Consider the following 26,425-nt stretch of genomic DNA (forward strand, 5'->3'; position numbering starts at 1 on the left):
ATCTGTATTTTTTTTTAACAAAAGAAGCATAATAGTGTTGTCAGTTTGGTCAATCAACGTTAATCTAAAATCATCGCTTATTGTCATAATAAAGTATCTACAGGGAAGGGCACTGCGTGGGTCAGTTAACAGATGCATCGGTTGTATTGCGCTTTGGTTATCAGGCAATTCGTAAAGCAGGATTACCAACTGAAGAGATTTTAACAAAAGCAGGTGTTGCTCTAAATCAAGTTGATACCAATGCCAGAACCCCTTTAAGTGCTCAAAATGCATTTTGGATCGCAGCACAGGAAGTGAGTAATGATCCAGATATTGGTCTGCATTTAGGTGAGCATCTTCCATTATATCGTGGTCAAGTCATTGAACACTTATTTATCAGTAGTGAAACGTTTGGTGAGGGGCTTAAACGTGCGTTAGCCTATCAACGTCTGATAAGTGATGCGTTTGATGCGAAGTTAGTCATAGAAGATGGTCGTTGCTATTTAAGCAATGGTGAACAATATTGGCCTGATAATTTAGTCAATCGTCATTTTTCTGAATGTGCGATGTCAGGTATTTTGCGCTTCTTCAAGTTCATTACCGAAGGACAATTTCAGCCGATCTTCATTGATTTCAATTTCAATGAAGGCGCTGATGATGATGAGTATTTCAGAGTGTATGGCTGCCCTGTCAGTTTAGGTCAGAAAGAAACACGTCTTTATTTTGATATGGCTGTGCTTGATTATCCACTATGGCAGGCCGAACCAGAATTATTACAACTACACGAGCAACTTGCGATTGAGAAGTTACAAGAATTAGCTCGCTATGATCTGGTGGGTGAAGTACGTCGTGCAATTGGCTCAACATTAGAAAGCGGTGAGACAACTTTAGAAACCGTTGCAGCCCAGCTCAACATTACACCGCGTCGTTTAAGAACTCAGCTTAGCGAGGCGAATACCAGTTTTCAGCAAATCCTCTCCGATTATCGTTGTCGTTTGGCGAAAAAACTTTTGGCAAATACCAATGAAAGTGTTGAAAGAATTGTTTATTTAACGGGCTTTTCAGAACCAAGTACATTCTATCGTGCATTCAAACGCTGGACGAATGAAACCCCTGTTGAGTATCGTAAAAGAAAACAGCGTTAATCTTTTACATCAGGAAAAACCCTCAAGAAGAGGGCTTTTTTTTATTCGGGTAGATTTAACCAGTGAGGTCCGAGAGGCAGCTGAGGTAAATCAAACTGATCTGGGTAATAAGATTGGATAAAATATAGACCATCTGCGGGAGCGGTAATTCCTGCTGCGCGACGATCTTCGGCAGCAAACATCGTGTCTATATGGTCAATCTCATACATTCCTTGCCCGATCTCAAGTAAGCACCCCATGATATTTCGAACCATGTGGTGTAAGAAACCATCGGCTTGAATATCTAAAACTAAATAGCGACCATGTTCAAATAAACGACAATGCTTTACATGTCGTACAGGTTGATTGGATTGGCATGCGGCAGCTCTGAATGACTCAAAATTGTGAGTGCCTTCAAATTTCGCAGCAGCTTTAATCATTTTTTGCACATCTAATTCTTGGTATAGATGCGTGACTTGTTTGTGGAGTAAAGCAGGACGAGTGGGGGCGTTATATACTACATAACGATAACGACGAGCCATTGCTTTAAAACGTGCATGAAAATTTTCATCCATGCATTTGATCCACTGAATAGAAATGTCTTTGGGGAGTTGGCTATTTGCTCCCATAAGCCATCCACGTTCGGGACGAATGGCCGTGGTATCGAAATGTGCGACCATATTGGTTGCATGAACGCCAGCATCAGTCCGTCCAGCAGCATGAAGAATGACAGGGTGGTCGGCGATTTTACTGAGTACCTTTTCGATGGTTTCTTGCACACTTACAACGCCTGCTTGTTGAGTTTGCCAACCACGGTATTGAGTACCACAAAATTCAATACCGATCGCGTAACGTTGCATGCTTAAACCTCAATCTTAGTGTGTATTCCAATGTTCAAACCATTGAACATGAGTCGGGTATTTTAAATACATTTGCAATGCTTTTGCATATAAATCCGCATGACTATGACAATCATTGATTAATACTTTGGCATTTTCAATCCAAGAACTCACAGCGTATCGTTGATCAAGTTTACCAAACACCACTTGTGAGCTAATAATGACAACACAACCTCGTTCATATAATGCTTCGAATAAATTCAATAATTCGGAATTGGTTGCAATATTTCCTGTCCCAAACCCTTGTAATATCAAGAAGTGTGGTGGGTTTTTAATTAAATTTTCGAGTTGAGCAGCAAGTTGTTCTTTTGCGATTGGCTGCAACATTAAATTCAATACGGTTAATGATGAGGCACGTTCTATATGTTCAGCTTGAACAATAAAATTTTCGATAGAAGTTTGGCATGATTGATGTGCATCAATGCCTGCAAAAGCATCTAATTCAGTCGTATGTACTTTGAGAACAGTTTGCGCATGGAAAATATGTTGATGAAATGCTAAATATGTACCGACAGGAAGGCTAAGTACCTGCTCAAGTGCTAAATTTAGATTCCCGAGAGCATCAGTAAATTCTCGAGAGTCATTCCCTTCAATATTAAGTAGAGGATATTGACTACCCGTAATCATAATATGAGATGACTGTCCCAAGAAACGTGCAAGTGTCGCTGCAGCATAACTGAGTGTGTCAGTGCCATGAATGATGACAAAATGTTGATAGTTTTTGAGTTGAAGGTCTTGAATTTGCTGAATAAGCTTCAGCCAATCTACAGTCGTACAAGCACAACTGTCTTTTATACTAGGTGCTGCAAAACAATCAACGTCAAGATGGGGTGGAATGACTTTTTCAAGTAAGGGAATAAACTCATTTTCAGGCATTGGCATTAACGGATTACCGACACAGCCAAACGTACCACCCATGTAGATCAAAGCAATTTTTTTCATCATAAAAAAAGCAGTCCGAGAGACTGCTTATATTAGACTGATCAAATTTAGGAAGCTATTTTATTCAGTAACTTTTCTACGTATTGTTGTTGATCTTGATTAAAAAGTGATTGATTGGTCTGCAATATAACTCGCGCAGATTCATAAGCACCTAATTCAATATATTGTTCTGCTAGATCAAGATTAAGTTGAGCTTCGTCCATAGTTTGCAAATCTGGAAAAGATTGCATTAAAGGATCATTAGTTGAAAGAGCAGGTGCTGTTTGAGAGACTGGTGTGATGAGTTCAGGTTGAGTTTCTTCAGCCGTTGTCGGTTCGTTAATCTCAAATGTAAATGCCGTTTTGTCAAAGACTGGCTGTTCTTCAAGCTTAACTTCAGGTTGATTGAAGTCTAAATCTAAATGAATTGGTGCTTCAGTTTTTGTTTCAGGTTCAGGGGTTTTTAGTTCAAGATCAGCAAAACTAAAATCTAGACCAGATTTGGTTTCTTCAACTTTGACTTCCTGTTCAGTGACAGTAGGTGAGGTTGTAGGTTCGAGGTTGAAAGAAAATTCAAGAGAGGCTTGATCTTTTGATTCTGTTAATTCAGGTTCAGGCGAGGATTTGGTTTCAATTTCTATTGCAGGTTCAGCAGTTTCTTTTTGTTCAAAAGAAAAACTAAAATCTAAAGGTTTAACTTCAGGAGTAGGTTCAGCTTCTATTTTTGGCTCTTCAACTGGAGGCGGTGTAACTTCCGTTTGAAGTTGATCAAATGATTCAGCTGGGCTAGGTGAAGCAACCAATGCATCAAAATCTGCTGAATTATCTTGTACAGGAGTTTCAATAATAGTTGATGTTTGACCAAAATGGCCTTTGCTAGAATGAAATTCTAAAGCATCTGAAGGTTTATTGGTTTCGTATTCTTTTTTCTTGTCCAGTGCAGTTTGGATCAGTGAATTTAGTTCTAAATCTTGTAAATGTTTAATCAACTGATTAATTGCAAAATCATCTTTTTGAGCGATGTGAAGATCTAACAATAAGATATACAAGTCATGCTGAGAATCATCTGTTTTAAGTGCCTGATTGATTTGAGCTTCAGCAGCTTGAAAGTTATTAGCAAGAATAAGTTGCTCAATCTTTTCTTTCAGTTGTGTTGGTACAGGTGTATTGGCTTGAACTTTATTTGTCTGTTGTTGTGTTTCGACTTCAGCAATAGGTGTTGATTTGGTCGCAACTTTTTTTGATGCTGCTTTCTTTTGAGATTTGGCTGCACCTCCTTTTTTAGGAGTTGCTGTATTTTCATTGTCAGCACGTTTTTTTAAAACGATCGCAACGACTAATACAATAACTAACAATACAATGATGATAGTTGACATGATCTTCACCCCTTAAAGATTAGAGCAGCTTTTAGTGTAAATTTATGAGAATCTTCTCGTAACCTAGCGTGTTGGCTTTTTAGTTTCCTGTTGAGCTTTTAGTTGCTCTTGTAATTCAGCCAGTCGAGCATTTAATAGCTGGATACGCTGTTCCTTTTGACGCAATGCCAACTCTAACTGAGTCACGTTTCGTTGTAATGTAACGGTTTTTTCCCTTGCTGTCATAACTTTTAATGATAAATCAGCACTGGTTTTTTGTTGTAATGTGTCCTTCTTCGCACTTCCTGTGCTGGAATCTTGATTACTCTCGGCAACTAGAGACATTTCAGCTTGTTGTAAACGGTATTTGGTACGTCTATTAGGTACAGTTGTGGTTTGTGCTGCAAGCTGATTAGCATTTTGTGCTGGACGACTTGGAATATTGCTTAGATTAAAGTTTAAACGTGAACCTTGGCGTATTCTATTTTGATTACCCCCAATAAATGCATGTTCGTTTTGTTTTTTAATTTGAGACATGACTTGTGTTACTGGCTGTTGAGTCTGACTTGCGATTTGCTGTGCAATACTCCACAGAGACTCATTGCGTTGAACTACGTGTTGTTGGTTTTTTTCAGAATTTAGTTTTTTCTGCTCAGGTGCTTTGACTTTTGCCTGCTGAGTTTTGTTAGGTTGTTGAGTTGGTGTTGTTTCCACCTTTTTCATGTCCTGACGAGCAATCGTTTTTTCACTATTGAGATCCGTCTGTGGTGTTTGCGAAGACTCAACGACTTTCGAAGGTGCAGGAGTTTGAGCAACTTGTTCAGCATTGACGTTATTATTTGCTGAGGCTGTTTGTTGTAACGTATTTGGCTGCGCACTTGGTTGTGGTGCAATTGAAATAGCTTCAGCATTTACTGAAGAATCATCATTATTTAAAACAGGAGGAAGTTTATATGGTGCATTCAGCAAAGTTTCTTGTTTTAAACTTTGCTCTTTTGACTCAGATGTATTGGCATTAAATCGAGTACTCACTGGTAAGTTTAATGCGATATCTTTTTCACTCACAATAAACTTAGGTGTAAGCGGTTTTTCGGCAATTGATTTAGCTAAAACAGGATCAACAGATCTACGAATAGGCTGTCGGATATGTTTTAAATGTGATGCGCTACCTTCCTGAATTTTTAAAATAATATTTAATTCAGCTTCAGTCATTGGGCGTGTGGAAGTAATAACAATCGTTCCTTCGCCTTGGCTATTGCGTCTTGTAAAAAAATTTAAACCAGATGGTGGTTGGTGTGCTGCGCCAATCATCATTAAATCTTCAGGCGTAGCTAAACTCACTTCTAGTTTTGAGTTCGTGTCTGCTTGATGAAAACTCATCTCAGCGTAAAGTAATTCCCCAGGCGCAGATTGAACTTGCAACGGATCGAGTGTAATTGCGTAAAGATGTTGCGAAGAAAATATGGCTAAAATGGCAATTTTTAATTTGTTATAAACAGTCATCTCGATCCATGAAAAAGTGATGTTATAGTCGTGTAAAAGTATACATTACCGTGATGTAAATGAATTGTAAATTCTTCAAAAGTGAAAACATAAAAAAGCCGATCAAGTGTGATCGGCTTTTGATTTTTAGGTGTTTTTGCTTAAGCGTTCTTGTATTCAACTAAAATACGAAGCATACGGCGTAAAGGTTCAGCAGCACCCCAAAGTAGCTGATCGCCTACTGTAAATGCACCTAAATATTCTTTACCCATATTTAGCTTGCGTAAACGACCTACAGGAACAGTTAAAGTACCTGTTACTGCAACAGGCGTCAGGTCAGTCATTGAAGCTTCACGAGTATTTGGAACGACTTTAGCCCATTGGCTAGAGTTGCGAATCATGTCTTCAATTTCATCAAGCGCAACATCTTTTTTCAACTTTAAAGTGATTGCTTGTGAGTGACAACGCATTGCACCGATACGAACACAGTGACCATCAATTGGAACGATTTGTTGATTACCCAAGATTTTATTGGTTTCAACTTGGCCTTTCCATTCTTCTTTTGATTGACCACTTTCGAGTTGTTTGTCGATGTATGGAATCAATGAACCAGCGAGTGGCACGCCAAAGTTTGCTTTAGGGAAACCTTCACCACGTTGTAAGTCAGCAATTTGACGATCAATATCAAGAATCGCAGATTTTGGATCATCTAGTAATTCTTTAGTATTGTTGTACAAATAGCCCATACCCGTGATGAGTTCACGCATGTTTTGCGCACCAGCACCAGAAGCTGCTTGATAAGTCATCGAAGTTGCCCATTCCACTAAATTATTTTGGAACAGAGAGCCTAAACCCATCAACATAAGTGAAACTGTACAGTTGCCACCAACGAAAGTTTTTGTTCCGTTGACTAAACCATCTTTAATCACATTTAAGTTTACTGGATCAAGTACGATAATTGCATCATCAGCCATACGAAGGGTAGACGCAGCATCAATCCAATAACCATCCCAACCTTCTGCTTTAAGTTTTGGGAATACATCAGAGGTATAGTCACCACCTTGGCAGGTTAAAATGACATCCATTTGTTTCAGACTCTTAATGTCTGAAGCATCCATAAGTTCTGGGGCAGTCTTACCACCAAATGAAGGCGCTTCGCCACCTGCATTACTGGTAGAAAAATAGAATGGCTCAATATGAGCAAAATCATTCTCTTCAACCATACGTTGCATAAGGACAGAACCCACCATCCCACGCCAACCGACCAGACCTACTTTCATGTCATTGTGCCTCGGTATTTCAAAAAACTTTTAAGGGGTATGAGTGTATCAAAAGCGACCACAACTGCAAGCTTTACGTAAATAAAACGATAATTTAATTGAGTGAAATAATTTGTTTGTATTAGATAGAAAATTGATAAAGCCATAACTTTATTGAGAATCTAAGACATCCCCACGAGAAAAATGAACATGATATGGATTCAGATTTGTGCAGTATTGGTTATATGGCTTTCGTTTTGGTCATTAATCCCCAGAGATGAGTGGTGGTTTAGAGGTGCGGACTTTCCGCGCTTACAGATTCTGGCAATCGGTCTCTTCGCCTTTTTTGCAATGTTATTTGCCATTCCCGAATGGACCTTGACTACTGAGTTGCTGTTTGTTGGATTGGTCGCAGCAATCGCTTATCAGTTGAAAATGGTTCTACCATATACCCCGATTTGGAAAAAACAAGTTCAAAAAGTTAAGCCTGAGCAAATCAATGAAAACCAGCAAATCTCATTGCTGGTTGCCAATGTATTGACGCCAAATAATAAATATCATTTATTACTTGAGCATATAGACAAATTAAAACCTGATGTTGTGCTGACATTAGAGTCAGATTCAAGTTGGCAAAATGCGTTAGTTCACATTGAACAAGATTATCCTTATCGCGTGCCCGTACCTTTAGATAACTTATATGGTATGCATCTATATAGTCGCTTGCCATTGCACGATACAGAAGTGAAATTTATCTTAAGTGATGAGATCCCTTCCATTCATACGACTTTAACCTTGTCTTCTGGCCTGAAAGTGCAGCTATATTGCTTGCATCCTAAGCCTCCTAGTCCAACGGAAGCTAAAGATTCCACTCTAAGAGATGCAGAATTATTAATTGTGGGTGACCAAATTAAAGACCTCGATCAGAGTTGCATCGTGATGGGGGATTTAAATGATGTGGCATGGTCACGAACAACGCGTCTTTTTCAGAGAATCAGTGGTTTATTAGATCCACGTGTTGGTCGTTATTTCATGAATACCTTTCATGCCGATTATCCACTATTAAGATGGTCACTCGATCACATTTTCCACAGTACAGATTTTGCTTTGGTTGATATGAAAAGATTGGCACATATTGGTTCAGATCATTTTCCAATTTATGTGGTTTTACAAACGGGTCGTATTTTTGAACAACAGCAACAAGAGTTGGAGCAAACGGCTGATGATGAGCAAGAGGCGAAAGAGGCGATTCAAGACGGTATAGAAAAGGCTGAGAAAGAAGAAAAAATTGTTGTGGATGAGTTAGCACAACCTCATAAACAAGCGATGGAAAAGGAAAGTAGACAAGGAGTATTGTAAGCCATAACGTACAGGGATTTAGGTCCATAACGAATGGTCTAATCTACTTAAAAGATTTATTCTAAATACATCAGCACATGGACGCAGGAATGGATTTCCGTTTAAGGATAGCGACGCTGAGATGGAAAATGCATTATGGATATGATGCCTGCTACGGAAGCAAGATAATAACAAAGATGTGAAAGCACAACCTTATTTGCCCGAGTTTTGCAGGATGCGAAACTCGGGTTTTAATTTTTTCTAATAGATTTTTTCGTAACCTTCTGCTCGAGTTTTGAATCTACGGTGAAACCACATCCATTGTGTCGGTGCAATACGTAGTTGAGCCTCAATAATTTTATTTACACGAATCGCATCATCTACTTCATCTTCACTTGGCATATTTTCGACGATTGGTTCGATGAGTACTTTATATTGTGGATTGTGGATATCACCATAACGGTAAAAATACAATGGAATTGCAACGGACTTAGAGATTTTTAATAAACGACGATGCGCAGTCACGGTTGCAGCAGGCACACCAAAAAAGGGAGCCATCACACCTTGTTTTAAACCAAAATCTTGATCTGGACTATACCAAATAGCACCGCCATCTTTTAAACGACGTACTAAGCCTCGCATATCATCATGATCAATTTGTTGTTGATAAATAGTCGCTCGACAACGATAAATCAACATATCCAACATTGGATTATTCTGTGGTCGATAAACAACATCGGGTTCAAAGTATTGAGCACAAATATAACCACCCGCATCAAGCAAGGTACTGTGTGTGCCGAGTAACAATATGCCTTTACCTTCGGCTTTGGCATCATGGATATGCTCTAAGCCTTCTATGGTATGTCGACCTTTAAACCAATGTGGACAATACCACGCATTTAGAGTTTCAAACACACCTAACATCATGTCGACAAACACCTGTTTGGCTTGAGCTTCAACTTCGGCAGGCGACCATTCAGTAAAACAAACTTCTAAATTTCTTAGTGTGGTTTTACGACGTGATTTCAATAGATACCAACATAATGCTGCTAGTCCATGTGCTAAGCGCCACTGAATTGCCCAAGGCAGAATAGCCAAAAGCATAAGGAAAATAATGGCGATCCAAATTTTCCAGTATTTTGGAAGTAAAAATTCCCATCGAAATTCGCCAGGAATATAAGACTGTTGTTGGCTCATAGACTTAGATGCGTAAAGAAGTTGAATTTTTGCGAAGTGTAACACGAAGTTGCTTTTCTAATAATTGTTCTAGGAGGTTTGTTGTATTGACAATAAAAATCATAGAATGGTGGTTGATTTTTACTCTATTGAAGTGCTGTATAAAAAATCAGTTATTTAATAGATTGATTGTAGGGATAGCTAAAATAATTAAGGTAAAAAGACAGATGAATATTTCAGAAATATTTGATGGCAAGAAAATGGATACTCTCTAAATGATAAATTATTTTGATCATTTAGAGAGTATTGATTGCGAGTTTATGCATGGTCAATGGAAAGGTTTGGAAGTCATCACTGGTCATCCAATGAATGGTCTGTTGGATAAAGCAAATTGGTATGGGAAAAAATTTATAGACGATGAAACAGTATTTCCACTGGTTTTACTGAACCCGAAAAGTTCTAACTTATTTAGTATTGATCCGAAATGGTTGCCATTAGGTTTAGATTTTAGCTTTTTAAAAAGTAAGAGTAAGTATCTGGTGAGAGGATTGAGATTACTCAAAACAGATAAAAGTAAAGCAAGATTAAGGATGATTGAGTTTAGAGGTAAATCATCTGCCACCATGATTTATGATGAAAAACCGATTTATGATGTTTTTAGGCGTATTGATCAAAATACAGTGCTTGGGTGGATGGATTTAAAAGATCAAGCTCAGCCATATTTTTTTATTCTTATACGAGATGAGGGAAGTAAACATCTATGGGAATAGCCCAATCTTCAAATTACTATGTAATATCCTGAAGATTGGGCTTGTGAAATGAATTATGAACCTTTGCTAAGATTTTCTAATACATCCCAACGCTCTAATTTTTCAAGCAATAACTCATCAATTTCAGCTAAGCGTTGGCTGGCTAAAGTCGCTGCATTGGCATCACTCACAAACCATGAACCATCCGCTAGTTTCTCTGAAAGTTCAGTTTGTTCTGCTTCTAATTTCTCAATTTCAGCAGGAAGTTGCTCAAGCTCACGTTGATCTTTATAGCTTAGCTTCACTTTCTTTGGCGTTGGAGTTGCGGCAGCCAATGCAGCAGCTTCAGCCTTGGCTTGTGCCTTTTTTACATCACTCTTTTGATCAACGACTTTCTGATCTGGTCGTTGCTCCAAGTAGTCTTGGTAACCACCAATGTATTCATCAATATTACCTTTTCCATCGAACACCCAGGTTGAGGTGACGACGTTGTCCATAAATGCACGGTCATGCGAGATGAGTAACAAAGTGCCTTTATATTCAGACAACATTTCTTCAAGCAACTCAAGTGTCACCATATCCAAATCATTGGTTGGCTCATCCATCACAATTAAGTTTGATGGTTTGAGTAGAAGTTTTGCCAATAGAATTCGGTTACGCTCACCACCAGAAAGGGCTTTCACAGGTGTACGTGCACGTTCAGGTGAGAATAAAAAGTCCTGCAAATAACTATAGATATGACGACGGTTACCATTCACATCGACAAAGTCTGAGCCTTCCGATACGTTCGCCATAACGGTTTTTTCGAGGTCGAGTGCATTACGAAGTTGATCGAAATAAGCAACTTCGAGTTGTGTACCCGTTTTAACCGAACCGCCGTGTTGGATTTCACCTAGAATCGCTTTGATGAGTGTGGTTTTCCCAACACCATTATCACCGACTAAACCGATACGATCACCACGTAATACGATTGCAGAGAAATCTTTAATGAGTGGTTTACTATCATAGCTAACTCTTAAGTTTTCTATCTCAAAGACCAACTTACCTGAACGGTTGGCTTCTTGTGTCGCCATACTAACTTTGCCTTGCTGGAAGCGGCGAGCTTTAGATTCTTCACGCAAAGCTTTTAAAGCACGAACACGACCCTCATTACGGGTACGACGTGCTTTGATACCTTGACGAATCCAAGCTTCTTCTTCAGCAAGTTTTTTATCAAATAAAGCATTCTGTTTTTCTTCAGCTTCCATTTGCTGAGCTTTAAGTTCTAAGTAACGTGAATAGTTACCTTCATAGCCACGCAGAATACCACGATCGAGTTCAACAATACGGGTCGCAATGCTATCTACAAATGAACGGTCATGTGAGATAAATAAAAGCGTGAGATTGTTTTGATCTAATAGGAATTTTTCTAACCATTCAATACTTTCCACATCCAAATGGTTGGTCGGTTCGTCGAGTAATAAAACATCAGGTTGAGTGAGTAGCGCGCGCGCCAGTAATACACGACGTTTACGACCACCTGATAGGTCAGCCAAATCTGCATTTGGGTCGAGTCCCATTTTACCCAAAATGGTATTTACTTTATTTTCTAATGCCCAGCCATCTAACTGATCTAGCTTATGCTGCAGCATACCCATACGGTCGCAGGCATCCATATCACCTAGCACACAAGCATCACTTGCCTCATGATATTCTTTTAAGACACTTGCGGCTTCACCTGCACCATCCGCCACAATGTCGGCAACTTTGCCTGAATCCATTGGAACATCTTGGGCTAACATAGAAACGGTTAAGCCATTTTGAATCGAAACTTCACCACTATCGGGTAATAAGCTTCCCTCAATCAGTTTAAGTAAAGTAGACTTACCTTCACCATTACGACCGATTAAACAGACTCGTTCACCACGTTCTAGGTTAAAGTTCGCGCCGTCGAGTAGGGCTGGTCCGCCAAATGCGAGATGGACATCCCTTAAAGTAATATAGGCCATAATGTTTCCTAAAAGCTCAGATGAGGTCTGAAATGACTAAACAACAAAATTTTGATGATCACGCGTCATTGTCCGCACCCATTGAAGATTTGCAAGTGCGAATTGCATTTTTAGACGATTTAGTTGAGCAACTCAATCAACAGCTCGCAATTCAGACACAAGAAATAGCAGTTTTGAAGAAACAAATGCAGCTTTTATACCAACGCGTTGAGTCTTCAGACTTGTCAGAAGGAATTGCACCGTTTGATCCAATGAGTAACAAACCACCGCATTATTGATAAAATAAATCTTAAACGCTAAAGTGATGAAATTAGCGGATTTTACATTTAGAGATAAAAATGAAAAAAGTCTTGCTCTTGGATATTGAAAATATTCATAAAACTGAAAAAGAGCTATTACAACTATTGAAAACTTATGCTTGCGTGTATTTAGTCTACGCAAAGTCTCCTGTGACTTTAAGTTTAGATGCATTAATTAAATTTTCTCCTTTTGTCATGGATAAAAAGCTAGTTGTCATTAAAATGCCTAAAATTGGTAAAGATGCTGCTGATTTTGGTCTTGCATTTTTAGCAGGGCAACTTTCAATTCAAATGGATAAAAATCAGACTTGCTTTGATGTCATGTCTAATGATGGGGCTTTAGAGTATATTGTTGATTTGTTGAGGATAATGGGTTTTCAAGCATCACAACTTAAAATGCTTTCGGAGGTGAAAGAGGTTGAAAAAATAAAAGAGCAACCATCGCTAGTTTTAGCTCCAAATAACTTAAGTGATTCTGACTTTACATTAAAATTAAAGCATCTTATTAGTATTCTTTCAAAACTAAAAAACATGCCAAGTAATGAAAAAGCATTATTAAATGGTGTTAAATCATGGGCAAATGTTACGACTAAAGAGGCTGAAAAATTAATCAAGACGTTGATGAATTTCAAGATGATTAAGTTTAGCGCACAAGGAGTTACGCTTAATCGAGAGAATTTAAAAACTTTTTTAAATAAATCTGAAATAGCACACAATGAAAATCCAAATAAGTCCGAGATAATTGAAGAAATCCCTGAAATCCAGGATATTTCAGAAAAATTTCATCTACGGCAAATTAAAGAATATTGTGATTATTTAATTAAGCAACAAGGAAAGCCGTCGAGTTTATCTAGCTTAAATAATTCAATTAAATCAGTTTTAAAGTTGGAAAGTGATAGTTTAGCTAAGAATAGATCTAAGCTTCTTCTTCGTTATGGCATTGTGAAGAACTTAGATGATGGGAAAATTATTTACATAGATAACAATATTAGAAGATGGTCAAATTTGGAATTATTGCCACAACATTCTCCCATGGATATGGCGATACCTGACTTTAAGGTTTGTCAGAAAGAGTCTAAAGAAAAACTGATTCAAAAAATCATTTATGTTTTGAATGAAATAAAAATACAGAAATCGTTTGTGATGAAAATATCAAATAATATTTATTTGGAAGAGATGTAAAAACTCAACTTGCCTTTTTCATTCAACTTATGTAACGCTAATAAAAGGAAGTTTTGGGCACCTTTAATGAGTAATGTTGGAATTTGGATAACTGTTGCCATTGTACTATTTGTACTTGGCTCTATTTTTGGTTTACGTGTGAGTCCAAGAGAAAAAGCACTCGGTTTAATGCGCGATCAAGCTCGCAAAATGGGATTACACCCACGACTCATCGTTGCGCCTGAGTGGACGAAAATTCCAATGGCATCTGAAAAACGCGCCAGTATGGTTGCTTATTATAGTGTGCTTATTCCAGATGCTCGCTTGGCACTTATGCGTGCAAGAGTTGTTGATGGCAAGCTTCAGGTTGTGCAGGGTGATCAGAAATTTAATGACTTACCCATTGCATTAAAAGGAGTTTATGCTATTGATATGCAGGCAAACTGTGTGGGACTGTATTGGGATGAAGAAACTGATCTCAGAGCCACTCAGCTTGAAGATATAAAAGTTTATTTACACGAACTAGCACAACGCTAATTTATTGATTGATCATAGGAAAAACGATTCATTATGGCGAATACTCCACGCTCTGCTTCCAAAAGCACAGCAGCTTCTAACTCTGCTGCAACTAAACGTGCCTTAGTGATTGTGGAGTCGCCTGCAAAAGCGAAAACCATTAACAAATATTTAGGTTCACAATTTATAGTGAAGTCATCTGTTGGTCACGTACGTGATTTACCAACAGGCGGGGGAGCAAAAACAACTGAAAAGAAGCCTGCAACCCGTACTAAATTAACTGAAGAACAAAAAGCTGAAAAAGCTCAGTCTGCACTTATTAATCGTATGGGCGTTGATCCCGAGCATGATTGGGTCGCACACTACGAAGTGTTGCCTGGCAAAGAGCATGTTGTTGCTGAACTAAAAAAACTTGCCAAAGATGCTGATGCAATCTATCTCGCAACGGACTTGGATAGAGAAGGAGAAGCAATTGCGTGGCATTTAAGAGAAGTGATAGGTGGTGACGATAGTCGCTATCACCGTGTGGTATTTAACGAAATCACTAAAAATGCGATCCAAGAAGCTTTTAAACAGCCTACTCGTCTTGATTTAAATCGAGTGAATGCACAGCAAGCACGTCGTTTCCTCGACCGTGTAGTTGGCTTTATGGTATCGCCTTTGCTTTGGGAAAAGATTGCCCGTGGCTTATCTGCTGGTCGTGTTCAGTCTGTTGCTGTAAAACTTGTGGTTGAACGTGAACGTGAAATTCGTGCCTTTGTTCCAGAAGAATATTGGCAAGTGTTTGCTGATACGATGTCTAAAAAAGAAGACATTCGTCTAGAAGCTGTTAAACAAGCTGGCAAGACACTAAAGCTCAAGAATAAAGCTGAAACAGATGCACTATTAAGTGTTTTGAAAGATGCTGAATATAAAGTTGCGTTGCGTGAAGATAAACCGACAAAGGTAAATCCAAGCGCACCTTATATCACTTCAACTTTACAGCAAGCAGCAAGTACGCGTTTAGGTTTCTCTGTTAAGAAAACCATGATGTTAGCGCAACGATTGTATGAAGGTGGTTTTATTACGTATATGCGTACTGACTCAACTTTCTTGAGCGATGATGCCGTGAATATGGTTCGTAACCATATCCAACAAAACTTTGGTGACAAGTATTTGCCTGCACAACCAAATCGTTATGGCAATAAAGCAGGGGCACAAGAAGCCCATGAGGCAATTCGTCCTTCCGATGTAGCACTCACTGGCGATAAACTTGCTGGTGTAGAACGTGATGCACAACGTTTGTATGATTTGATTTGGCGTCAATTTGTGGCTTGCCAAATGACACCTGCTGAATATTTGTCTTCAACCTTAACTGTTGAAGCTGCAAATGTTGAATTAAAAGCTAAAGGTCGTACCCTTGTTTTTGATGGTTTTACCAAAGTTCGCGGTGCGAATAAATCTGATGATGATGTATTGTTACCGGCTGTAAAAGTTGGTGAAGTACTCAAATTAGAAAAACTTGATCCAAGTCAACACTTTACTAAGCCACCTGCACGTTTTACTGAAGCATCTTTAGTTAAAGAATTAGAGAAGAAAGGTATTGGTCGACCTTCTACTTATGCAGCGATCATTTCAACCATTCAAGAACGTGGTTATGTGAAACTTGAAAATCGCCGTCTCTTTGCCGAGAAAATGGGCGAAATCGTGACAGATCGTCTCGATGAAAGTTTTAATAATTTGATGAACTATGCCTTTACCGCAGATTTGGAAGGTCAGCTCGATAAAGTCGCGACAGGTGAGCGTAACTGGAAAGAGCTACTAGATACATTCTACGGTGACTTCAAAAAGCGCCTGACCAATGCTCAAGGCGAAGACGGTATGCGTCGCAATCAGCCTATTGAAGTAGCTGATGTTGCTTGTCCTGAATGTTCTCGTCCAATGCAAATTCGTACAGGGACGACAGGGGTATTCTTGGGCTGTTCAGGATACAATCTGCCACCGAAAGAACGCTGTAAAGGTACTTTAAACCTTACGCCAGTCGAATCATTAGCTGCGTTATCGGATGATGATGGTGCTGAAACTGCTGATTTGATGTCAAAACACCGTTGTCCAAAATGTGGTACTGCGATGGACAGCTATGTCGTGGATGGTGGTCGCAAATTACATGTTTGTGGTAACAACCCTGATTGCGATGGTTATGAAGTCGAAGAAGGCGAATTTAAGATCAAGGGTTATGACGGTCCGACTATCCCATGCGATAAATGTGATGGTGAGATGCAGCTTAAAACGGGTCGTTTTGGTCCATATTTCGCATGTACTAGCTGTGACAATACTCGTAAGGTACTCAAGAGTGGTCAACCTGCTCCACCACGTGTAGACCCAATCAAAATGGAGCATCTACGTTCAACGAAGCATGATGATTTCTTCGTTTTGCGTGATGGCGCTGCTGGTTTATTCTTGGCTGCAAGTAAATTCCCGAAAATTCGTGAAACGCGTGCACCAAAAGTATCTGAATTGCGTAGTGTAGCTGAACAACTTGATCCAAAATATCAATTCTTGCTGCAAGCTCCTGATACTGATCCTGAAGGTAATCCGACAGTTGTTAAATTTAGCCGTAAGAATCAAGAGCAGTATGTTGGTTCAGAAACTGCAGAAGGTAAACAAACCAAGTGGAGTCTAGTATTCCAAAATGGAAAATGGGTTGAAGCTTAAATAATTCATTTCGAAAAATGCTAGCACTCGCTAGCATTTTTTATATAAACAAAAAAATCAATCAAATCTTAAAACTTTTGGGGTGCACATGTGGAAAAATATTAGGGTTGCATGTCTTTTAGTTGTTTTATTGATTGTGGCAATTAATGCGTATCGTGATCAAAACCAAGACTGGAACCAACCGATCAATATTCTGCTACATCCCATCAATGCTGATGGCCTACCCTCTACTCAAAAATATATCCAAGAATTACAGCTAGATGATTTCTATGAGGTCAAACAGTATTTAGAAAAAAATAGTCAACAATATCGTGGGAAAAGTAGTTATTTTATGGTTCAGATAGGACGTGAATTACAACAAATACCACCTAAGACACCTGAACAACCAAGTGTTATCAATAATATATTGTGGAGTTTAAAGTTTCGTTTCTATGCTTGGAAACAACATGAATCAATAGATGGTTCTCCAAGTTTAACTTTGTATTTGAATTATTATGATCCAAAAAATACAAAAGAGTTAAAACACTCGACTGCGCTTGAGCGAGGTCGTATTGGCTCAGTCAATTTATTCGCAGCTCATAAGCAAGAAAGACAGAATAATGTTGTGCTCGTACATGAGTTGCTTCATGGTTTTGGTGCTACGGATAAATATAATTTAGCCAATGGCGAACCACTTTTTCCAATTGGCTATGCTCAATACGAGAAAAGACCCCTATATCCTCAAACTGAAGCCGAAATTATGGGGGGGAGAATCCCTTTATCAGAGTATAAAAGTAAAATGCCGAATGATTTAGAACAAACAGTCATTAGTCTGCTCACAGCAAAAGAGATAGGATGGGTTCAATAATCTGTGGATAAGTTCTGACTTATCCATACCAATTAAATAAAAAATCAATGTAATAAAAAGAGTGATTTCCTGACATTCGGTCATTATTTCTCAACATGCTTTATACAATATCGTGTATGGAACACGCTCAAAATAGAGCTATAACATTGATGATAAAAGAGTAAATAATGATGAAAACGGTGGGTAACGATCTGATTCGCAATCAGCTACACGCTGATCGTAAATGGTATCTGTTATTAGGTGTCTTATTGATTATTTTTGGTTTGGTTCTTTTAGCTGCACTGCCTTTTGCAACATTATCAGCGGTCCTTCTTTTTGGTGTCCTTATGATGCTCGGTGGTATTTTACATTTTATCGCTGCATTTATGGTCTTTCAGGGTGGGACACGGTGGTTGTGGGCATTATTCGGCGTTTTGTATATTGCAGCTGGTTATTTTGCTTTTACTACGCCCGTGATTACGGCAGTGGTTTTGACCAATTTATTGGCAATCGCATTGATTATTGCTGGGATTATACGCAGTGTTAATGCCTTTATTTTAAGACCGATCTCAGGTTGGGGATGGGTGTTGTTTTCAGGTGTATTAACACTTTTAACAGGTATTCTCATTCTATCGTCACCTGATTCGCCATTTTGGGTACTTGGTATGTTTCTCGCGATTGATATCCTTTTCCAAGGGATTAATTATTTAACTTTTGCAAGCGCAATCAAAGAGCTCCCACACAGTTCAACTGTGATTTAACATTCGACAATTATTGAAATATTGAGAGCATGTTGATACATGCTCTTTTTGTTTTATAGTTGAAAACCGCGATGCAGTTTTAGTCTGCTAAAATAGCCTTTCATTTCTGATTGACCAATTTTATGACGCTCGCCAAGCTAATTGATGAACTCAACCCTCAACAAAAACAAGCAGCCACTACGGTTGCGCATAACTGTTTAGTTTTAGCAGGGGCAGGTTGTGGAAAAACCAAAACGATTGTAGCTAGAGCAGCATATTTAATTGATCAAGGTTTACCTGCACAGCAGATCCAAATTCTAACGTTTACCCGGCGAGCTGCCAGTGAAATTGTTACGCGAGTCGAACAACACATGGGGGCACAATCCAAAGGTTTACGTGCCTCAACATTTCATACCTTTTGTATGTATCTTTTGCGCCGTAATCCACGCGCTTTTGGTTTGACACAATTCAGTATGATTGATCGAGATGATCAATTGCTGATGTTCCGCTTATTGCGTGGTAAGGATAAAGGTAATGTGTTGCCAAAAGCTGCTGAATTATGTGATTTATATTCTTATGCACGGAACACGAAAACCAAATTATCTGATGCTTTATTCAAGCAATTACCGCAAGCTGTAGAGTATAAGTCGCAAATCGCCGAATTGATGAAAGCCTATGAGCAGCGCAAGCAAGAGCGTAATTTCCTCGATTATGACGACATTCTTTCGATTGTGGCGGTGCATTTACAAAACTCACCTGAGTTGGTGAAGTGGGTGACGGGTTTCTGTTCAGCATTGTTAGTCGATGAAATGCAGGATACTAATCCACTGCAATGGGCTTTATTGCAGCCTTTGGTAGGTAAGGTGAAATTATTCTGTGTTGGTGATGATGCTCAATCTATTTATGGTTTTCGTGGTGCAGATTTTGAAAATATTCATCACTTTAAAGAGCGTGTACCAGATGCTGAAGTGTTGACTTTAGAAATGAATTATCGTTCGACCCAAGGTATTTTAGATTTATCCAATTGGTTACTTGAGCAAAGCCAAATTGATTATGACAAGCATTTACAAGCCTATCGAGGAAATGGTTTAAAACCACAATTGCATATCCTGAGTAATGAGTTTGAAGAAGCCAATTGGATTGTTCAAGATCTAAATCAACGGCATTCGCAGGGTGCTGCTTGGGCAGAACATATGATTTTATTACGTTCAGGTTTTAGCGGGCGGTATTTGGAAGGGGCTTTGATTGCGGCGAATATTCCTTATCGATTTATTGGTGGCGTAAAGTTGCTTGAATCCGCTCATGTCAAAGATGTTTTAAGTTTGCTTCGCGTCAGTGTCAATCCACAGGATGATTTAGCTTGGATGCGCTTTTTGACGCTTTGGGATGGTGTAGGTGATGTTGGAGCAAGTAAATTAGCGCAAGAGCTCATTCAGTTGCCTGATATCGAAGCACGTTGTCAACGATTAGAACGACATGGCAAAGTGCCACAACAAGCGATTTTGATCTTAATGCAATTAGATGTATTACAGCAGCATGTGGAAGCTTGTATCGGCTTAGCTTTGGATGCTTTAAATGAGCAATTAGAAAATAACTACAAAACCAAAGATTGGTCACGCAGAGTCAAAGATTTTGATTTGGTGAAACAATTAGCACGTAAGCATCATTCACTTGGTGAATTTTTAGAAGAATATGTACTTGACCCAATTTCGATATCAGAAATTGACAAGACACCCGATCAAGACTTAGTGACTTTGATTACGATTCACTCTGCAAAAGGTGCTGAACAAAAAGTCTGTTATGTTCCACATGTATCTCCCAATCAATATCCACATGCACGGGCGCAGGGTGATTTTGACGATGTCGAAGAGGAGAGGCGTGTTTTGTATGTCGCATTGACGCGTGCAGAAAATGAGTTGATTTTAACCAAACAAAATTTAAATTTATGGTCACAAGATCAATATGATGAACTGGGTAGAAAAATAGAAAGCTACTTTCTAAATGATTTACCTCAACATTTAGTGGACATTCAAATTCATCGTGACATTCCTCGTGCATATGGGCAAACGAATCGTGCTCGCTCAAGCACAATCAATTTAGGTTTTGGCATAGATTTCGATTAAACTAGCGTGATTCATTTCTTTTGATTCACTTCATGGTGAATCATCTCTAGGTTTTAACATGAAAATTTTAGTTCGCAATTTAGATCGTTTGGTGACAGACGCAGAAATCCTCGACTTATTCAAAGCTTATGGCAAAGTCGATTCTTGTGTTGTGGTCAAAGATGCTGAGACTGGTAAATCCAAAGGTTTTGGTTTTGTTGAAATGCCAAATCCACGCGAAGCGATTAAAGCCGTGAAAGGGCTAAATACATTAAAACTCAAAGGTCTTGGGATTCGTGTAAAAATAGCTGAAGATAAAGCTTAATCCATAATCTTAAAGCAGTATCAAGTTTTATCGATTGTTGTTCCAAATGCCGAGCGAATTGTACAAGGCATAAAGACCTTAGAGGTTTGCTCGTGGCGACCTGAGAAATTACCGCTTAAAGATTTAGTGATTGTTGAGAATACGCACTTTTTGAATAATCATGGCGATGAAGAGATGTGCAAAGTAGTGGCTTTGATCGATATCGAGTCAGTACATCCTTGGTTGGCTCAAGAAATTGATGCAGCTTGTGCTACTGATTGGGCGGATGGATATTTCGCTTGGGTTATTTCAAATGTACGTCCTTTAAAGCAACCAATTGAAGCAATTGCGAAACGAAAACTTTATCGTCTTGAATTGAATCTATAAGTGCTATTTTTTTCATCTCCAATACGCTTTACAATCAGTTTTCGTTTTAAATGAAAATAGGGATTTATTATGTCTCGTGTTGCTCGCTATCATGCCGATCGTACCAATCAAAAACTCTATTTTGCTCGTCTCGCATGTCAACAAGCGGAGCAAACTGACAATATCCAACAAGCACAGGCACATCGCGAAGCAGCAGTTTTTCATTTGCATGGTGCAATTTTGGCTTTTCTTCAAGAGTTGGTTCGCTATTATCGTCTCAATGATATGCAACCAACATTTAAATCAATTGAAGAACACATGGCTGATAAAGGTCAAGTTTCTCCAGAGGTTGCAGTATTGCAGCAATTGGCCAAAGATGGGTTCATTGCTGAGTTAAAACGTGCTTATCGCATGTGCCAATACGCGCCTGAACCAACTTCTCCTGAGCCAGAAAGTGAAACATCTTCAAACCTGATTATTAAAGTCACTCAAAGTCCTCAAGCGTGGTTGCCAGATTCAAAGATTCTCCGAGAATGGCATCGTGAATTGAGTCATTTGATCGATGGTTTTCGTAATGAAATGGTTGAATTCTAACTCCAGCAAGATCGTTACTGACTTGAAATCTAATCAAGCCGTACCTATATAAGTAAGACGTGAGATTGTAAAGTGCAAGGGTGCTTTGCCACCATGTTGAATCATGGAGAAAATAGATGTCTATGCAACAGTTAAAAGAATTATTTGGTAGTCAGGAAGCGATTCTTGAATTGGTTCAACTTGAAGGTGGTGAGCTTGCTTTACGTAATGCGGGTTCAGAAAATGAACCTCTTGTAAAAATTCAGTTCAGTGAAGAAGTAAAAGCGATCTTAGGTGATCAAACACCTCTTGTGGCACAACATATGATTCAAGCAGCTCTATTTGGTTTATTAGAGAAACAAATGAATCAGTGGCAAGCCGAAGTCGTTGATGAAAAACCTAAACATTTAAGCTAATAATAAAAAAGCGTACCTTGAGTACGCTTTTTTTATATGACCAAACAATCAATGAGCATTCGGTTGATGTGCAAGCTCGATCTGATTCAAAATATGATGGCTCATATTCTTTGCCATTTCCTCTTTTGCGTAGAATACTTCACCAATATTTTCCTCGCGGATAACAGCGGCTTCTTCCTTACTCTCAGCACAGATTAATACCTGTATCTCTGGATTTAGCTGTTTTGAAATATCGACAATTCGATGAATGTCGAGGATATCCATCGGTGAAATCACCAATAAACGTGCATGTTGAATATGCGCTTGGATCAATACATTTGGTTCAGTGGCTTCACCACTCACAGCTGCAATACCACTGGCACGTAACTTCTCAACAATCTCACGATTTTCTTCGGCAATAACGACTTTGATGTTCTGCTCAATCAGATTTTCACTGATACGACGTCCAACACCCCCATAGCCAATGATCACCACCTGATCACGAAGGTAGGATTGGTCAACTTCGTCAGGTAACATTGCTAATGGGTCGCCACTACGCTCTAGTAGACGGGCTAAATGTGAGCGCTCACGAATCCAACGCTGTGCAGGTTCAATTGCAGAAAACACAAAAGAATTAAGTGTAATTGAAAATAATGCACCTGCAAGAATTAGATTTTGCGCCTCAGGTGTGAGTAATCCTAGAGCTAAACCTAGCGTCGCCAAAATGAAAGAGAATTCTCCGATTTGTGCCAAACTTGCACCGACAGTTAATGCAGTGTTGATTGGATAACGGAAGAATAAAACCAATGCCATGGCAGCTAATGTTTTACCGACCATGATGATTGCGACGACAGCTAAGATATGAAGTGGTTCTTCGACCAATATTCTTGGATCAAAGAGCATTCCAACGGAAACAAAAAATAGAATCGAAAAAATTTCACGTAGCGGAAGGGTTTCTTCTTCAGCACGATGGCTAAAGTCAGACTCTTTAACCACCATTCCCGCAAAGAACGCACCGAGTGCCATAGAAACGCCAAATACAGCATAAGAGCCATATGCAATTGAAACTGCAGCAGCAACTACCGTAAGCGTAAATAACTCACGAGAACCCAAACGAGCGACAAACTGCATGATCATCGGAACAAGTCGTTTGCCGATGATCAACATAAATGCAATAAAGCCTGTGACTTTTAGTAAAGTAATACCAATCGTGACCCAAATACTTTGAGATGGATCTGTGTTGGGTAATGCATGCCCGCCCAGTAAAACCGCAGTTGCAGGTAACAATACTAAAGCCAAGACCATGACAAGGTCTTCAACCAATAGCCAACCGACAGCAATTTTTCCATTAACAGAATCAAGTAAACCACGATCCCCTAGGGCTTTTAATAATACAACCGTACTGGCACAGGAAAGACTTAAACCAAAAATGAGTGCTGAGCCAAAACCCCAGCCCCAGAGCATTGAAACTCCCATACCTAAGAGGGTAGCAACAGCGATTTGAAGAATAGCTCCAGGTAAAGCAATACGTCGGACTTGTAACAGATCATTAAGGGAGAAGTGCATTCCTACACCAAACATCAAAAACATAACACCTAGCTCTGCAAGCTGGTTGGCTAGATGAATGTCACCGACGATACCTGGTGTATTTGGGCTAATGATAATGCCCGCAATTAAATAGCCGATCAAAGGAGGTAGGCGTAAACGTGCTGCGATATAGCCAAAAATAAGAGCCATACCAAAGCCAACAGCAAGTAATATAATTAAATCAACATCATGTGGCATCGAAGCTCCTTAATCGTTGCGGTTAAGGTCAAAATAAAATAAGCATAAAAAATGCCAAAGCAAGTAGCTTAAAATTTTAGCAATTAAAATCGAATTTGTTGATGATAATTTTTTTATTTATCAAAAAAAATCATGTAAATTGCTGTAACACTTTCTAAAGCTTAGCGTATTTATACAGTGTGAGAAAGAAATCTTAAAAGATAGGAAATTTAAAGTAAAAAAAACGACTTCATGAGAAGTCGTTTTTTTAAAGAACTAAAATTATTTAATTTTAGCTTCTTTGAAAATTACGTGTTGACGGATTTTTGGATCAAATTTTTTGATTTCCATTTTTTCCGGCATAGTACGTTTGTTTTTAGTAGTGGTATAGAAATAACCTGTACCAGCTGTAGAAACGAGGCGAATCTTATCACGCATTGTTCAGACTCCTTAGATCTTTTGACCTTGAGCACGGAGATCAGCAACAACTTTCTCGATACCCAATTTATCAATAATACGCATACCTTTAGTGGTTAAACGAAGACGTACAAAACGCTTTTCGCTTTCTAACCAAAAACGGTGGTGGTGCAGGTTCGGCTCGAACCGGCGTTTGGTTTTGTTGTTTGCGTGCGATACGTTGTTACCAACGATAGGACGCTTGCCGGTAACTTGGCAAACCTTAGACATGGTGAACTCCATTGCTAGTTTATACAGCACCGTTTCGTGCAACTAGCCATTCAAGTAAACGGATGAAATCATTCAAGGGGCGTTTTATACCAAAAATACGATTAAAAGACAAGCGAATTTGGTAAAAACAGAGCATGATCTAGTGTGATAGATCATGCCTTGATCAGCTTAGCGGAATAGTGTTTTTAAAAGCACTTTATGCATCGCTTTATTAGACGGTGGAAGGATGAACTTCAAGCTATAAAGTTTAGGGCTTACAGGATTCGACATGACTGAACGTTCATGAGAGAAGCTAAAGAAACCTTCTTTACCATGATATTTGCCCATACCTGATGCACCAACGCCACCAAATGGAAGATCATCCTGTGCAACGTGGGTCAGTGTTTGGTTAATACCAAAATGCCCAGAGTGCGTGCGACTTGCTACGTATTCAGCACGAGCACTATCAATATCAAAATAATAGAATGCCAATGGACGTGGATGGTTATTGATGAACTGAATCGCATCTTCAATATGTTCATATTCTAGAACAGGTAAGATTGGACCGAAGATTTCATTCTTCATGATTTGCATTTCAGTTGTTACACCAGTAACCAATGTTGGAGCAATCTTGCGAACGTCATTTAAAGATTCATTTTTCGTATTCAACTCAACAATTGTTGCGCCTTGGTCACGTGCATCTTCTAAGTAGCTTTGCAGACGATTGTACTGCTTGTCATTGATAATAGAGGTGTAATCTTTATTATCACGAAGGTTTGGGTACATTGTATTTACAAAGTCGTTATAGTGCTTTGTAAAGTCTTCAGTCTTGCCCTTAGGTAAGAATATATAGTCTGGAGCAACACAAGTTTGACCCGCATTCCAAAGTTTACCAACAGCGATACGTTGAGCTACATCACGAATGTTCATTGCTGAATGAACAAGAGCCGGTGATTTACCGCCAAGTTCTAATATCACAGGAACTAGATTTTCAGCTGCAGCCGCCATCACTGTTTTACCAACAGACGTAGAACCTGTGAAAATCATTTTATCAAATGGTAGATGGCTGAAAGCATCAGAAATAACACCGCCACCATTTACAACAGCAACCAACTCTTGTGGAAATGCCTCTGCTAAAGCATTTTCAAGAACATAACCAAAGTTTGATGATGCACTTGAGATTTTGATCATGGCATGGTTACCCGCTGCCAATGCACAAATCAAAGGACCAACTGAAAGCAATAATGGATAGTTCCATGGCGCAATAACACCGATCACGCCCAATGGTTGATATTCTACCCAACCTTTTGCTGGTTGGTGTAACATGCTGATATGACGCTTAGATGGTTTCATCCATTCTGTTAAATTCTTGCTGTAATATTTGATGTGTTCCAAACATGTAAGAACTTCACCAATTTTGGTTTCCATTACCGCACGATTGCCATAATCTTGATTAATTGCGTTAGCAAATTGATCTTGATATTTTACCAAGATATTTTTAAGTCGAGCCAAACGTTCAATACGTTCTTTGGCACTTGGCACAGGATGGCGTTGGTAAGCTACTTTTTGCTGATCAAGCAAATCATGTAGCCGTTTTACATCAACATGAGGTGTCATAACGGTTGTTTTTGTTTGACTGTTCATAGGAGTGGACCAAAATAAAGCTTATTATTTTTTAATTTTTAGAGTAAATACTCTAAAGTGTCAAGTCGCTTTATGAGTTTGCTTTATAACCTATTGATAATGTTATAG

25 protein-coding genes are annotated in these 26,425 nt (G+C 38.9%); 14 read left to right on the forward strand and 11 right to left on the reverse strand.

The annotated features are described in order from the left end of the window. Window positions 1-116 precede the first annotated feature (116 nt). Window positions 117-1,124, forward strand: coding sequence for an AraC family transcriptional regulator (locus R2H34_RS02520; RefSeq protein ID WP_004916600.1), 1,008 nt, complete (start codon window positions 117-119; stop codon window positions 1,122-1,124). A gap of 41 nt (window positions 1,125-1,165) precedes the next feature. Here the strand turns inward: R2H34_RS02520 and truA are convergent, their stop codons facing one another. The 5 genes from truA to asd form a co-directional block, all read right to left on the reverse strand. Next, entirely contained in the window at window positions 1,166-1,963 is a 798-nt protein-coding gene (gene truA / locus R2H34_RS02525) for a tRNA pseudouridine(38-40) synthase TruA (RefSeq protein WP_004916595.1), read from the reverse strand. 15 nt (window positions 1,964-1,978) lie between these two features. Continuing rightward, window positions 1,979-2,947 carry an asparaginase gene (locus R2H34_RS02530; protein WP_318342403.1) on the reverse strand — a complete coding sequence of 323 codons (969 nt, stop codon included), beginning with the start codon at window positions 2,945-2,947 and terminating at the stop codon, window positions 1,979-1,981. A gap of 44 nt (window positions 2,948-2,991) precedes the next feature. Next, on the reverse strand, window positions 2,992-4,299 hold the full coding sequence (locus R2H34_RS02535; RefSeq protein ID WP_004916589.1) for a hypothetical protein: 1,308 nt from the start codon (window positions 4,297-4,299) through the stop codon (window positions 2,992-2,994). Window positions 4,300-4,362: 63 nt separating this feature from the next. Continuing rightward, the gene (locus R2H34_RS02540; RefSeq protein WP_004916586.1) at window positions 4,363-5,781 is read right to left on the reverse strand and encodes a hypothetical protein; all 1,419 of its coding nucleotides are present in this window, start codon (window positions 5,779-5,781) and stop codon (window positions 4,363-4,365) included. Between the two features lie 140 nt (window positions 5,782-5,921). Then, on the reverse strand, window positions 5,922-7,040 hold the full coding sequence (gene asd / locus R2H34_RS02545) for an aspartate-semialdehyde dehydrogenase (protein ID WP_151690564.1): 1,119 nt from the start codon (window positions 7,038-7,040) through the stop codon (window positions 5,922-5,924). Between the two features lie 189 nt (window positions 7,041-7,229). Between asd and R2H34_RS02550 the strand changes: the two genes are divergently transcribed. Next, window positions 7,230-8,375, forward strand: a complete 1,146-nt coding sequence (locus R2H34_RS02550; RefSeq protein ID WP_318342404.1) for an endonuclease/exonuclease/phosphatase family protein — start codon at window positions 7,230-7,232, stop codon at window positions 8,373-8,375. 240 nt (window positions 8,376-8,615) lie between these two features. Here R2H34_RS02550 and R2H34_RS02555 read toward each other — a convergent pair whose 3' ends face one another. After that, window positions 8,616-9,551 (reverse strand): lauroyl acyltransferase, encoded by a 936-nt coding sequence (locus R2H34_RS02555; protein ID WP_153569668.1) that lies wholly within the window; start codon window positions 9,549-9,551, stop codon window positions 8,616-8,618. Between the two features lie 254 nt (window positions 9,552-9,805). On the opposite strand from R2H34_RS02555, the gene R2H34_RS02560 reads away from it, so the two are divergent. Next, on the forward strand, window positions 9,806-10,300 hold the full coding sequence (locus tag R2H34_RS02560) for a DUF4334 domain-containing protein (protein ID WP_052242937.1): 495 nt from the start codon (window positions 9,806-9,808) through the stop codon (window positions 10,298-10,300). Window positions 10,301-10,353: 53 nt separating this feature from the next. Here the strand turns inward: R2H34_RS02560 and R2H34_RS02565 are convergent, their stop codons facing one another. Continuing rightward, window positions 10,354-12,267 carry an ATP-binding cassette domain-containing protein gene (locus R2H34_RS02565; protein ID WP_279675993.1) on the reverse strand — a complete coding sequence of 638 codons (1,914 nt, stop codon included), beginning with the start codon at window positions 12,265-12,267 and terminating at the stop codon, window positions 10,354-10,356. Window positions 12,268-12,299: 32 nt separating this feature from the next. Between R2H34_RS02565 and R2H34_RS02570 the strand changes: the two genes are divergently transcribed. The 11 genes from R2H34_RS02570 (at window position 12,300) to R2H34_RS02620 (ending at window position 22,264) form a co-directional block, all read left to right on the forward strand. Further along, window positions 12,300-12,545, forward strand: a complete 246-nt coding sequence (locus tag R2H34_RS02570; RefSeq protein ID WP_004916571.1) for a SlyX family protein — start codon at window positions 12,300-12,302, stop codon at window positions 12,543-12,545. 60 nt (window positions 12,546-12,605) lie between these two features. Continuing rightward, a complete protein-coding gene (locus tag R2H34_RS02575; RefSeq protein WP_004958836.1) occupies window positions 12,606-13,748 on the forward strand; it encodes a PIN domain-containing protein in 1,143 nt (380 codons plus the stop codon). Window positions 13,749-13,814: 66 nt separating this feature from the next. After that, window positions 13,815-14,264 (forward strand): hypothetical protein, encoded by a 450-nt coding sequence (locus R2H34_RS02580; RefSeq protein ID WP_004958841.1) that lies wholly within the window; start codon window positions 13,815-13,817, stop codon window positions 14,262-14,264. A gap of 33 nt (window positions 14,265-14,297) precedes the next feature. Continuing rightward, the gene (gene topA / locus R2H34_RS02585) at window positions 14,298-16,937 is read left to right on the forward strand and encodes a type I DNA topoisomerase (RefSeq protein ID WP_004958844.1); all 2,640 of its coding nucleotides are present in this window, start codon (window positions 14,298-14,300) and stop codon (window positions 16,935-16,937) included. Window positions 16,938-17,025: 88 nt separating this feature from the next. Next, window positions 17,026-17,784, forward strand: a complete 759-nt coding sequence (locus tag R2H34_RS02590) for a hypothetical protein (RefSeq protein ID WP_004958846.1) — start codon at window positions 17,026-17,028, stop codon at window positions 17,782-17,784. A gap of 167 nt (window positions 17,785-17,951) precedes the next feature. Continuing rightward, window positions 17,952-18,524 (forward strand): HdeD family acid-resistance protein, encoded by a 573-nt coding sequence (locus R2H34_RS02595; protein ID WP_004958850.1) that lies wholly within the window; start codon window positions 17,952-17,954, stop codon window positions 18,522-18,524. A gap of 122 nt (window positions 18,525-18,646) precedes the next feature. After that, the gene (locus R2H34_RS02600; protein WP_318342405.1) at window positions 18,647-20,626 is read left to right on the forward strand and encodes an ATP-dependent helicase; all 1,980 of its coding nucleotides are present in this window, start codon (window positions 18,647-18,649) and stop codon (window positions 20,624-20,626) included. 58 nt (window positions 20,627-20,684) lie between these two features. Beyond that, on the forward strand, window positions 20,685-20,930 hold the full coding sequence (locus R2H34_RS02605) for an RNA recognition motif domain-containing protein (RefSeq protein ID WP_004916519.1): 246 nt from the start codon (window positions 20,685-20,687) through the stop codon (window positions 20,928-20,930). A gap of 6 nt (window positions 20,931-20,936) precedes the next feature. Next, window positions 20,937-21,296, forward strand: coding sequence for an ASCH domain-containing protein (locus tag R2H34_RS02610; RefSeq protein ID WP_035336012.1), 360 nt, complete (start codon window positions 20,937-20,939; stop codon window positions 21,294-21,296). 69 nt (window positions 21,297-21,365) lie between these two features. Continuing rightward, window positions 21,366-21,869 (forward strand): DUF6586 family protein, encoded by a 504-nt coding sequence (locus R2H34_RS02615; RefSeq protein WP_004916508.1) that lies wholly within the window; start codon window positions 21,366-21,368, stop codon window positions 21,867-21,869. A 116-nt stretch (window positions 21,870-21,985) separates the two neighbouring features. Beyond that, window positions 21,986-22,264, forward strand: a complete 279-nt coding sequence (locus R2H34_RS02620; protein ID WP_004916505.1) for a hypothetical protein — start codon at window positions 21,986-21,988, stop codon at window positions 22,262-22,264. Between the two features lie 48 nt (window positions 22,265-22,312). Here the strand turns inward: R2H34_RS02620 and R2H34_RS02625 are convergent, their stop codons facing one another. The 4 genes from R2H34_RS02625 to R2H34_RS02640 form a co-directional block, all read right to left on the reverse strand. Then, window positions 22,313-24,028, reverse strand: a complete 1,716-nt coding sequence (locus R2H34_RS02625) for a cation:proton antiporter (protein WP_004916503.1) — start codon at window positions 24,026-24,028, stop codon at window positions 22,313-22,315. 261 nt (window positions 24,029-24,289) lie between these two features. Further along, window positions 24,290-24,445, reverse strand: coding sequence for a 50S ribosomal protein L33 (gene rpmG, locus R2H34_RS02630; RefSeq protein ID WP_003654787.1), 156 nt, complete (start codon window positions 24,443-24,445; stop codon window positions 24,290-24,292). A 12-nt stretch (window positions 24,446-24,457) separates the two neighbouring features. Beyond that, window positions 24,458-24,694, reverse strand: a complete 237-nt coding sequence (gene rpmB / locus R2H34_RS02635; RefSeq protein ID WP_004649871.1) for a 50S ribosomal protein L28 — start codon at window positions 24,692-24,694, stop codon at window positions 24,458-24,460. 168 nt (window positions 24,695-24,862) lie between these two features. Further along, complete coding sequence (locus R2H34_RS02640; RefSeq protein ID WP_318342406.1) at window positions 24,863-26,317, reverse strand: coniferyl aldehyde dehydrogenase; 1,455 nt, start codon at window positions 26,315-26,317, stop codon at window positions 24,863-24,865. Between the last annotated feature and the right edge of the window lie 108 nt (window positions 26,318-26,425).

The sequence above is a fragment of the Acinetobacter sp. 16 genome (genome assembly GCF_033439925.1).
Classification (GTDB): domain Bacteria; phylum Pseudomonadota; class Gammaproteobacteria; order Pseudomonadales; family Moraxellaceae; genus Acinetobacter; species Acinetobacter junii.